The organism is Kitasatospora sp. NPDC054939 (assembly GCF_053610105.1).
On record NZ_JBSGXP010000109.1, the window covers coordinates 18603 to 28973 of the forward strand.

A 10371-nucleotide genomic window follows, 5' to 3' on the forward strand; every position below is an offset into this window, starting at 1 on the left:
GGCGGGCCGGGTCCAACACCTGTTTCGCCGTACTGACAACGGGATGTTGTTAATCTTCGGTCATGCCCCGTGATCTGCACCCCCGCCTGCTGCGGGGTTTCGTGGCGGTCGCCGAGACGCTGCACTTCGGCCGGGCCGCCGAGCGCCTGCACATCGCCCAGCAGGCGCTGAGCCGGGACGTCCGCTCGCTGGAGGGCGCCCTCGGCGGGGCGCTGTTCACCCGCACCACCCGCAGTGTCGAACTCACCCCGGCGGGGCAGGGGTTGCTGCCCAAGGCGCGCCAACTGCTGGCACTTCACGACGAGATCGTGTCGGCCGCCGGACACCGCCCGCTGCTGGTGGACGTCAACAGCGACGTCTCCGGCCCCGACCTGACCACCGGCCTGCTGCTCGAACACGCCCGCGCCGCCTGGCCGGAGGGCGATCTGCTGGCCCGCTTCCTGGGTGGCCTCGCGGCGGCGGCCGGGGAACTCCTCGCCCACCGCCTGGACGTCTCGCTGGGCCGCTTCGCCGGGCTGGACGCCGCGCTGCGGTCCCGGCTGGTGCAACGGCCCGTCCGGCTGGAGCGCCTCTCGGTGATGGTGGCGCTCGGCCATCCGCTGGCCGACCGCGCCGTCCTGCGGCTCGCCGACCTGGCCGGCCACCCCGTCGACGTCTGCTCCGGGAACCCGGCCACCACCGAATGGGCCGATCTCGGCACCCTGCTGCTGCGCGAACACGGGCTCGTACCGGCCGCTCCGCGGGTACCGCCGGTGGGCGTCGACGAGACCGCCCGCTACCTGGCCCGGCACCGCGAGCCGATGCTCAACACCGTCGGCGGTCCGGCCATCCCCGGCACGGCCAACATCGTGCTGGTCGACCCGGTGCCGCTCAGCCTGGTCAGCCTGGTGCACCGCCCCGACCTGCGCCACCCCGGGCTGTCCGCGCTGCGCACCGCCGCCGCCGGACTCGGGGCCCGGCACGGCTGGCTGCGCCGCCCGCCCGGCAGTTGGCTGCCGGAGGCGGACGCGGCGCTGCTGGAGCCTGCGGTGGAACGGGTGGGCTGAGCGGTCGGGGTGAGCGGTCGGGCTGGCTGGGCGGGGGTGACGGGGGAGGGCGTCAGCCGGCCTTGACGGCGGAGATGTCGAAGCTGAGCTTGACCTTCTCGCCGATCAGCACGCCGCCGGTCTCCAGAGCCGCGTTGTAGGTCAGGCCCCAGTCGGTGCGGTCCAGGACGGCCGAGCCCTCGAAACCCACCCGCTCGGCCCCGTACGCGTCGGTGGCGCTGCCGGTGTAGTCGAGGTCGAGGACGATCGGGCGGGTGGTGCCCTTGATGGTCAGCTCGCCGCCCATCCGGTACGAGTCGTCGTCGATCCGCTCGGCGGAGGTGGAGCGGAACCGGATCTCCGGGTGGGCATCGGCGGAGAAGAAGTCGCCGGTGCGCAGGTGCTCGTCGCGCTGGGTCTGGTTGGTGTCGATGCTGGCGACCTTGATGACCAGCTCGGCGGTGGAGTTGGCGGGCGTGGCGCCGTCCAGGTGCAGCTTGCCGTCGTACTCGGTGAAGCGGCCCTTCACGTTCGTGATCATGGCGTGCCGGACGGAGAACGCGACCTCGCTGTGGGTGGTGTCGATGGCCCAGTCGCCGGTCAGGTGGGCGAGGTCCGGGCCGGCCGGGGCCTCGGCGACGGCGGTCGCGGTGGTGGCGGCGGTGGTCTTGGTGCGGTTGAAGATGCCCATGGCTCCTCCTCGGGTCCGAAGCCAGTTGTTTAGGCTTCAACTTGTTGGCTCCACTGTAGACCCGTTTCGTTCAAAGTTCAACCATGGGTCGGGGTCGGGGTCGGGGTCGGGGTCGGGATCGGGGCTGGAGGCGGGGTCGGCCAGGCGTCCGCCGGTTCGCGGTGCGCCTGGCCGGCGGTACCCCCGTGCCCCCCGGATCAGCTCTGCTCGGCCTGCTGCGCCGCCATGACCAGCTCGAACGCCGTCCGCCCGTCCAGCGACTCGCGGATGATGTCCGCGTGCCCGGCGTGCCGCGCCACTTCCTCGATCAGGTGCAGCAGCACCCAGCGCGCGGTGCGGCGGCTGTTCGGCGGGAACCACGGCGCGGTCGGCAGCGGGGCGTCGGAGTCCAGGCTCGGCAGCCCCCTGATGACCGCCTCGGTCTCCGCCGCGACCTCCTCGTACACCTTCAGCCAGTGCGCCAGGGTCTCGCCCCCGGCGAGCGCGAAGCCGTCCTGGTGCTCCGCCCCGTCCACCTCGCGGCCCAGCAGCGTCCCCACGATCCACCCGCGCTCGCAGGTCGCCGAGTGCTTGATCAGGCCGGCCAGCGAGAGGGTGCCCGCGGTCGGCGTGGCCGCGGCCTGCTCCTCGGTCAGGCCCAGCACCGATCGGCGCAGACCCCCGCGCTGCGCCTCCAGGAAGGAGAGGAGGGCGTCGCGCTCGTCGGTCTCGGCGTTCACAAGCGTGGGCATGTCGTCGGCCTCTCGTCGGTGGTGCTTCCCGCTCCGGTACCCCGAAGGTATCGGCGAACCAGGCCGGTTCCTGTCCTAGTTGAGACCCCGGGACGGACCTGGTCGAGCACCCGGACGGAGGTGCGCAGGAGCGGATCCGGCCGCCCGGCGCGGGCCCGGCGGCAGGCCGTAGGCTGCAGGGGTCGACGTCCCCGGAGGCCCGCCCATGTACGCCCTGCACGCACTCCGGCGGGCCGACGGGCAGCTCGCGCTCTGGGCCGAGAACGCCGCCGCCCACCCTGGCGGGCCGCCCGCCGCCGACCGTCCGGCCCCCCGTGCCCACCCGTACGCCTGTACCGCCGGCGGGACCGCCACACTGCTGGGCGGCATCGGCCCCGGGCTCGGCTGGCTCGCCGGGCAGGCCCCCGAGCGGTGGGCCACGCTGCTCCTGCCCACCGTCGGCGGCGTCCCCGCACCCTCGCCCGACCTGGCCGTCACCCCGCTGCGCGGCGGTGCGCGCCTGGAGCCCTGGCGGGTGCCCGCCCTGCTCTTCGCGCCCGCCGAGGCCGCCCAACTGCTCGGCGAGGTGTTCGACCCGTACTGGGCGGTGACCGGCGCCGACCTGCCCGGCACCGGCCGGGTCGAGGTCTGCTACGGCTCCTCGCTGCGCTGGTTCACCGCCGTCCACGACCTCGCCTGGCGCCTGGTGGGCGACGGCCGGGTGCTGCCGGTGCCGGTGCTGGAGAACGGCACCCCGCACGCCCGCTGGCGCCCCGACCCCGGCCCGGCCGAACGTCGCGAGGCCGCCGCCCTGGCCGCCGGCTGCCCGCCGGTCTGCCTGGGCGGGTGGCCGCCGGAGGCCCCGCGGCCCTCCGCGGAGGACCTGCTCGGTGCCGCGCTGGCCGACCTCGTCGACGCCGAGGCCCGGGCCGCGCTCGCCGGGGCGCCCGCCCTCGTCCGCGGCGCCGCCGACTCCGTCCCGGAACGCTGGCTCGCCGCCCTGGCCGCACCCGACGCACGCCTCGTGGACGGTGCGGCGGCGGGCGCCGGACCCGACGGCGCGGGCGCACCCGACCGCTCGGACGCACCCGACGGCGGGGACGGCCGTGACGGTGTGAACGGACCCGATGGTGTGGACGGACCCGATGGTGTGGACGGACCCGAAGGCGTCCACGGGTTCGACGCGTTCACCGGGTTCCGCCGCCGGGTGGCCGAGTGGTACGCCCGGGCGCAGCCGGCCTCCGACGTGCTGCGGCTCTGCTTCCGCCTGGTGGAGCCGGTCGGCCCCGACCCGGGCGACCCGGACGGGCAGCCCTCCGACGACCACTGGCAGGTCGAGCTGCTGCTGCAGGCCGTCGACGAGCCCTCGCTGCTGGTCCGCGCCGCCGAGCTGCACGACGGCGGCGCGGCGCTCGCGGCGCTCGCCCGGACGGTGGGCGATGCGGCGGCCGTCCTCGACGTCCTCGCCGTCGAGCTGGACCGGGCCGCGCACCGCTGGCCCGCGCTGGACGGGCTGCGCCACCGATCGCGTCCGGCCGGGGTGCCGCTGGACCGGGCCGGGGCCCTGGACTTCCTGCGGGCCGCCGCCCCGGCGCTGGCCGAGGCCGGTTTCGGCGTGCTGCTGCCCGCCTGGTGGCGCCGCCGCCCGCGGCTCGGGCTCGCCCTGCAGGTGGCGTCCGCGCCGGTGCCTGGGGCGCTGGCGCTCATGAGCACGGTGGACCGCGACTCGGTGGTGGCCTTCCGCTGGCAGGCCGCCCTCGGGGAGGACGGCGAGCCGCTGACCGAGCAGGAGCTGGCCGACCTCGCCGCGGCCAAGCAGGGGCTGGTGCGGGTTCGCGGCAAGTGGCTGGAGGCGGATCCGGCCCAGATCGCCGCCGCGCTCGCCTTCCTCGCCCACCGGCGCGAGGGTGCGCTCAGCACCGCCCAGGTGCTGCGGCTGGCGCTCGACCCGGGGGCGCGGGTGGCCGGCCTCCCGGTGACCGCCGTCCGCGCCGACGGCCCGCTCGGCGAACTGCTGGCCGGCCGCCTGGGCCGGAGCGACGCGGCCCCGACCGGTCCGCCCGCCGGCTTCGGCACCGTCCTGCGCCCGTACCAGGAGCGCGGGCTGGCCTGGCTGCGCTCGCTCGCCGGACTCGGGCTCGGCGGGGTGCTGGCGGACGACATGGGCCTCGGCAAGACCGTCCAGACCCTCGCCCTGCTGGCCGCGGAGAAGGCCGAGGGCGCCACCGGCCCGACGCTGCTGGTCTGCCCGATGTCGCTGGTCGGCAACTGGCAGCGCGAGACCGAGCGGTTCGCCCCCGGCCTGCGGCTGCACGTCCACCACGGGGCCGGCCGCTCGGACGCCGAGGGCCTGCGCGACCTGGTGGAGGGGACGGACCTGGTGGTCACCACGTACGGGCTGGTCCAGCGCGACCTCGACGCGCTGCGGACGATCCGGTGGCGGCGGGTGGTCGCCGACGAGGCGCAGCACATCAAGAACCTCGGCACCGCGCAGTCCCGCGCGATCCGCGACCTGCCCGTCGCCGTCCACCGGATCGCCCTGACCGGCACCCCGGTGGAGAACCGGCTGGCCGAGCTGCACGCCGTCCTGGACTTCGCCAACCCGGGGCTGTTCGGCACGGCCGAGCGGTTCAAGGAGCGCTACGCGATCCCCGTCGAGCTGCACGCCAACCCCGGCCTCACGGCCGAACTCCAGCGCCGCACCGCCCCGTTCGTGCTGCGGCGGCTCAAGTCCGACCCGGCGGTGGCGGCGGAGCTCCCGGCCAAGCAGGAGATGACGGTCTGGTGCAACCTCACCGCCGAGCAGGCCGGCCTCTACCAGGCCGTGGTCGCCGAGCTGTTGCACCGGGTGCAGGGCATCAAGGGCGTGGAGCGGCGCGGCACCGTGCTGGCGGCGATCGGCAGGCTCAAGCAGGTCTGCAACCACCCGGCGCAACTCCTGCACGACGGTTCGGAATTGGCCGACCGTTCGGGCAAGGTGGCCCGGCTGGAGGAGATCCTTGCGGCGGCCCTGGCGGAGGGTGACCGCACCCTGGTCTTCACCCAGTACGCGGAGTTCGGCGCGCTGCTGCATCCGCACCTGCGGCACCGGCTCGGCGAGGAGGTGCTGTACCTGCACGGCGGGGTGCCGCGTGCGCGCCGCGAGGAGCTGGTCGAGCGCTTCCAGTCACCGGACGGGCCGCGGGTGTTCCTGCTCTCGCTGCGGGCCGGCGGGACCGGTCTCAACCTGACCGCCGCCAACCAGGTGATCCACCTCGACCGCTGGTGGAACCCGGCCGTCGAGCAGCAGGCCACCGACCGGGCGTTCCGGATCGGCCAGCGGCGGGACGTCCAGGTCCGCCGCCTGGTCTGCGTGGGCACGGTGGAGGAGCGGATCGCCGAACTCCTGGACGCCAAACGGGCGCTGGCCGAGGCCGTGGTGGGCGAGGGGGAGCACTGGCTCACCGACCTGCCGGCCGGGGCGCTGCGCGAACTGGTGGAGCTGTCCCGGGACGCGGTCGCGGAGGAGGAGCGGTGAGCGGGGACGAGGTCGGTGGCGGGGCCGGGAGCGGCGTCGGGGTCACGGGCGAGGTCGGGGCCGGTGCCGGCCGGGCCGTCGCGGACGCGGAGGAGCGGGATTCGGGGGCGCCGGAGGGCGCGGCCCCGCTGGTGGTCGCCGACTACTGGCGGGGCGACTTCGTGCTGCGCCGCCCGGATGCCGAGCCGTCCGCCGCCGACCCCTCCCCGGCGCGCCTCGGGCGCTCCGGCATCACCGTCCGCGGCCGGGACCTCGCCGACCTGCTCGCCCCGGCGTACGAGGCCTTCCGGTCCTGAACCCGTTCCGGCCCGTCCCGCCTGGGGCGTCCCGGCCTGTCCTGCCCGGGGCGTCGCCGGTCGCTCGGGTCGGCAGAGACGCGGCGGTGACCGTGCGGTAGCGTCGGCCGGATGACGCCGGCCGACGACTCCACCGCCGCCGCCGAGGCCCCGGGGCCCGACGCGTGCCCGCTGCCCGCCGAAGCCGTGACGCCTCCGGGGAACGGGCTGACCGCCGCCGTGACGCCCGCCGTGACGCCCGCCGGGGTCGTCGACCCGGCGCTCTTCGAGCAGCACCGCCGGATGCTGTTCGGCATCGCCTACCGGATGCTCGGCAGCGTCGCCGACGCCGAGGACCTCGTCCAGGACACCTGGCTGCGCTGGAGCCGGGTCACCGAACCGGTCGCCAACCCGGCCGGCTACCTGGCCCGTACGGTCACCAACCTCGCGCTCAACCGGCTGGAGTCCGCCGCCGTCCGCCGCGAGGCGTACGTCGGCCCCTGGCTGCCCGAGCCGCTGGTCACCACCGCGGACTCGGCCGACGGGATCGAACGGGCCGAGGCCGTGTCGCTGGCGATGCTGGTGGTGCTGGAGAGCCTGTCCCCGCTGGAGCGCGCGGTGTTCGTACTCAAGGAGGTCTTCGGCTTCTCCTACCGGGAGATCGCCGATGCGCTGGACCGCAGCGAGGCCGCCTGCCGCCAGGTCGGCAGCCGGGCGAAGGCGCACGTCCGGGCGGGCCGGCCGCGGTTCGACGCCCCGGCGGACGTCCGGCGGCGGGTCACCGACGAGTTCCTCGCGGCCTGCGTCGGGGGCGACCTCAACCGGATGCTCGACCTGCTGGCGCCGGACGTGACCTCGTGGACCGACGGCGGCGGTGTCGTCCGGGCGGCACTGCGGCCCGTCAGCGGGGCCGGGAACGTCGGCCGCTTCGTGCTCGGCGTGATGGGCAAGCTGCCCGGCGAGTCCGTCGCGAGTCCGGTCCTGGTCAACGGCCAGCCCGGCCTGCTGGTGGAGGCGGCCGGCCGGATCGAGGCGGTCGCCGTGCTCGAACTCACCGAGGACGGCCGGATCGTCGAGCTGCGGGTGGTCCGCAATCCCGCGAAGCTCACCGTGGTCGGCCCCGTGGGCCCGGCGGTTTGACCCTCGACCAGGTCGAGGCACCAGGGTTCCCGGACATGGAGAGCGATCTGCGCAGCATCGGCGAACTGGCCCGCGACAGCGGACTGGGCGTGAGCGCGCTGCGCTTCTACGACGGCGCCGGGGTGCTGGCGCCCGCCCGGGTGGACCCGCAGACCGGCTACCGCTGGTACGGGCCGCAGCAGCTCGCCGACGCCCGGTTGCTCTGCCGGCTGCGGCGGGTCGGCCTGCCGCTGGCCGACATCCGGGCGGTGCTGGGCGCCGCGCCCGGCTCCGGGACCGCCCGACGGGTCGTCGATGCGCACCTGCGGCGGTTGGAGGACGGCCTGTCCGACGCCCGCCGCGAGCTCTCCTTCATCCGTGAGCTGATCGACCAGAGGGAGAACCCGATGACCGCCGCCACCACCGAGCTCCGCCTCACCGTCCCGGCCCGGGAGCTGGCCGAGGCCCTGGACGCCGTCCGGTTCGCGGTCGGCGACGACCCCGGGGCGCCCGCCCTCGCCGGCGTGCTGTTCGACTTGGAGGACGGGCTGCTGCGGCTGGTCGCCACCGACCGCTACCGGATGGCGCTCGCCGAGGTCCCGGTCCGTGGCGCCGCCGCCGGTACGGGCGGGGCGATCGTGCCGGCGCCGCTCGTCGACGGCATCCGCGCGCTGCTCGGAGCGGGTGCCGAGGAGGCCGCGGTGGTCGTCGACGGCGGCCTGGTCCGGGTCGAGACCGGCGGCCACCGGATCGAGGGGGCCGCCCTGGACCACGACTACCCCGACTATCGGCCGCTGGTCCGGCTGGAGCCGGTCCACCGGGTCGACCTGCCCGCCGCCGAACTCCGCCGCACCGTCGAGACCGCCGCCACCCGCACCCTGCCCTCCGGGCCGCACGGGACCGAGGCCGAGATCGCCGTCCTGACCGTCACCCCGGACGGCGGCCTGGCGGTGGCCGACGGCGGCGCCGCGGTCGCCGGGGTCAAGGGGATCGCCGGGGTCAAGGGGGTGGACGGGGCCGCCGGCAGTGCCGGGGAGGTCGTGCAGGTGGCGGTCAACCGGGACTTCCTGCTGGAGGCCGTCGCCGCGGGCTCCACCGCCCCCGGCGGGCAGCTCGTCCTCGAACTCGGCGGCCCGATCGCTCCGCTGGCCGTCCGCACCCCCGGCCGGGAGGGCACCTTCTCGATCCTGATGCCGGTCCGCCTCCCGGCCTGACCCCGGCGCACCCCATCCCTCGCTCCCACCCGCCCCACCCCGCCCCTCGCTCCCGTTCGGCCCACCCGTTTCGTCTGGGTGGGCCGAACGGTTGCAGTTGCTAGCGGCCTGCTTGCAATAGCAAGCGCGGTGGGGCAGGGTGGATGGCATGGCCTCACTGAACGTCGGCTCGCTGGGCGAGTACATCCGCGAACAACGGCGGAACGCCCAGTACTCGCTGCGCCAGCTGGCGGAGGCCGCCGGCGTGTCCAATCCGTACCTCAGCCAGATCGAGCGCGGGTTGCGCAAGCCGAGCGCGGAGATCCTGCAGCAGATCGCGAAGGCGCTGCGGATCTCGGCCGAGACGCTGTACGTCCAGGCCGGGATCCTGGAGGAGCGGCGGGGTGAGGGCCTGGAACTGCGGGCCGCGATCCTGGCCGACCCGCTGATCAACGAGCGGCAGAAGCAGGCGCTGCTCGCGGTCTACGACGCCTTCCTCAAGGAGAACGCGGCCCTCGGCACGGCCGAGGCCGCCCGACCCGGGGCCACCGAACCGGACGCCACCGGACCCGATTCCACCGGACCCGACGCCGTCCCGCGACCCGCCCCGGCGGAGCAGGGCGCCCCGGACGCGCCCCGGTGACCCCGCCCGGCCCGCCCGCCGACGGACCCGCACACCGCACGACCCCAGCACAGCAACCCTGGACACCGGGAGGACCGGTCATGCCGATCACCGACGAGATCAAGAAGACCCTGAGCGACCCGACCCCGCTCTACGCCATCGCCGGCGCCGGCGACCTCGCGTACCGGAAGCTGCGCGAGGTGCCCGGCCGGGTGGAGGCGCTGGCGGCGGACCGCAAGGTCACCCAGGAGAAGGCCGCCGCGCGGTTCCAGGAGGCGCAGGCCAAGGTCTCCGAGACGGTGGCGACCCTGCCCGCGGACTTCAAGGTGCTGCAGGAGAAGGCGCAGAGCTTCGCCCTCCAGCAGGTCGGCCGGGCGGTGGACCTCGCGCTGAAGGCCAAGGAGAGGTACGACGGGCTCGCCGAGCACGGCAAGGACGTGGTCGAGCGCGGCCGCGGGGAGGAGCAGTCGGAGTCCGCCGCGGCGCCCGAGCTGACCGGTGCGGACGCGGACCCGGCGGCGGACGCCCCCGCCGAGGGCGGCGAGCAGGCGGAGAGCAGCAAGCCGGCGGAAGACAGCAAGCCCGCAGAGGGCAGGAAGCAGGCCTCGGCCAAGAAGAAGGCGGCGGACGAGAAGTCGGCCGAGTAGGAGATTCGGCCCCGGCAGTCGGGGGCACATCTCGTGCGCCCGGTACGTTGAGCCCTTCACCGGTGGGCCGCCGTGCCAGGATGGGCGGCGGCCGGTGGCCACCGGAGCCGAATCGCAGAGGAGACCGTGATGGGTGCCATGGCTCAGATCCTGAGTCTCGACTTCACGAACCCGTTCTGGTGGCTGGCCGTTGCCATCCTCGGTTTCAAGGGCTTCGTGCTGGTCGACGCGGCCACGCGCCCGGAGGCCGCCTACCGGGCGGCGGACAAGAAGACCAAGCCGTTCTGGCTGGCGGTCCTGGGCATCGCCTTCGGCCTCGACGTGCTCTTCGGGGCCGACATGATCTACAGCTTCCTGACCCTGATCGGCCTGGTCGCCGCGATCGTCTACATGGTGGACGTGCGACCCGCGATCCGGGAGCTGACCGGCCGCGGCGGCGGCCGCAACGACCAGCGCAACGCGGGCCCGTACGGCCCCTGGTGACACCCGACGTTTCCGCGCCGATGCGCCGGCCCCCCGAGGGCCCGCGCATAGGCGCGTCCCGCGCTCAGCCCCGGATCAGGGGGACGGGA

The 10371-nt window shown here is 75.3% G+C and carries 10 protein-coding genes; 8 read left to right on the forward strand and 2 right to left on the reverse strand.

Annotated elements, in window-relative coordinates; genetic code table 11:
• The first annotated feature begins 62 nt into the window (after nucleotides 1-62).
• Entirely contained in the window at nucleotides 63-1046 is a 984-nt protein-coding gene (locus ACWGB8_RS26670) for a LysR family transcriptional regulator (RefSeq protein ID WP_452216140.1), read from the forward strand.
• Nucleotides 1047-1098: 52 nt separating this feature from the next.
• Here ACWGB8_RS26670 and ACWGB8_RS26675 read toward each other — a convergent pair whose 3' ends face one another.
• A complete protein-coding gene (locus ACWGB8_RS26675) occupies nucleotides 1099-1716 on the reverse strand; it encodes a YceI family protein (protein WP_452216141.1) in 618 nt (205 codons plus the stop codon).
• 197 nt (nucleotides 1717-1913) lie between these two features.
• The gene (locus ACWGB8_RS26680) at nucleotides 1914-2447 is read right to left on the reverse strand and encodes a DinB family protein (RefSeq protein WP_452216142.1); all 534 of its coding nucleotides are present in this window, start codon (nucleotides 2445-2447) and stop codon (nucleotides 1914-1916) included.
• A gap of 205 nt (nucleotides 2448-2652) precedes the next feature.
• Between ACWGB8_RS26680 and ACWGB8_RS26685 the strand changes: the two genes are divergently transcribed.
• The 7 genes from ACWGB8_RS26685 to ACWGB8_RS26715 all read left to right on the forward strand — a co-directional run bounded on the left by ACWGB8_RS26685 (nucleotide 2653) and on the right by ACWGB8_RS26715 (nucleotide 10282).
• Nucleotides 2653-5943 (forward strand): SNF2-related protein, encoded by a 3291-nt coding sequence (locus ACWGB8_RS26685; protein ID WP_452216143.1) that lies wholly within the window; start codon nucleotides 2653-2655, stop codon nucleotides 5941-5943.
• Entirely contained in the window at nucleotides 5940-6239 is a 300-nt protein-coding gene (locus tag ACWGB8_RS26690) for a hypothetical protein (protein WP_452216144.1), read from the forward strand. Before ACWGB8_RS26685 ends, ACWGB8_RS26690 begins: the two co-directional genes overlap by 4 nt.
• Before the next feature lie 111 nt (nucleotides 6240-6350).
• A complete protein-coding gene (locus tag ACWGB8_RS26695; RefSeq protein WP_452216145.1) occupies nucleotides 6351-7358 on the forward strand; it encodes an RNA polymerase sigma-70 factor in 1008 nt (335 codons plus the stop codon).
• A 35-nt stretch (nucleotides 7359-7393) separates the two neighbouring features.
• A complete protein-coding gene (locus ACWGB8_RS26700; RefSeq protein WP_452216146.1) occupies nucleotides 7394-8551 on the forward strand; it encodes a DNA polymerase III subunit beta family protein in 1158 nt (385 codons plus the stop codon).
• A gap of 148 nt (nucleotides 8552-8699) precedes the next feature.
• Entirely contained in the window at nucleotides 8700-9173 is a 474-nt protein-coding gene (locus tag ACWGB8_RS26705; RefSeq protein ID WP_452216147.1) for a helix-turn-helix domain-containing protein, read from the forward strand.
• An 80-nt stretch (nucleotides 9174-9253) separates the two neighbouring features.
• Nucleotides 9254-9799, forward strand: a complete 546-nt coding sequence (locus ACWGB8_RS26710) for a hypothetical protein (protein WP_452216148.1) — start codon at nucleotides 9254-9256, stop codon at nucleotides 9797-9799.
• A 129-nt stretch (nucleotides 9800-9928) separates the two neighbouring features.
• Entirely contained in the window at nucleotides 9929-10282 is a 354-nt protein-coding gene (locus tag ACWGB8_RS26715; RefSeq protein WP_452216149.1) for a DUF2516 family protein, read from the forward strand.
• Nucleotides 10283-10371: the final 89 nt, after the last annotated feature.

Coding starts and splice junctions, on each gene's coding strand:
- ACWGB8_RS26670 (WP_452216140.1), top strand. CDS start 63: ATGCCCCGTGATCTGCACCCCCGCCTGCTGCGGGGTTTCGTGGCGGTC.
- ACWGB8_RS26675 (WP_452216141.1), bottom strand. CDS start 1,716: ATGGGCATCTTCAACCGCACCAAGACCACCGCCGCCACCACCGCGACC.
- ACWGB8_RS26680 (WP_452216142.1), bottom strand. CDS start 2,447: ATGCCCACGCTTGTGAACGCCGAGACCGACGAGCGCGACGCCCTCCTC.
- ACWGB8_RS26685 (WP_452216143.1), top strand. CDS start 2,653: ATGTACGCCCTGCACGCACTCCGGCGGGCCGACGGGCAGCTCGCGCTC.
- ACWGB8_RS26695 (WP_452216145.1), top strand. CDS start 6,351: ATGACGCCGGCCGACGACTCCACCGCCGCCGCCGAGGCCCCGGGGCCC.
- ACWGB8_RS26700 (WP_452216146.1), top strand. CDS start 7,394: ATGGAGAGCGATCTGCGCAGCATCGGCGAACTGGCCCGCGACAGCGGA.
- ACWGB8_RS26705 (WP_452216147.1), top strand. CDS start 8,700: ATGGCCTCACTGAACGTCGGCTCGCTGGGCGAGTACATCCGCGAACAA.
- ACWGB8_RS26710 (WP_452216148.1), top strand. CDS start 9,254: ATGCCGATCACCGACGAGATCAAGAAGACCCTGAGCGACCCGACCCCG.
- ACWGB8_RS26715 (WP_452216149.1), top strand. CDS start 9,929: ATGGGTGCCATGGCTCAGATCCTGAGTCTCGACTTCACGAACCCGTTC.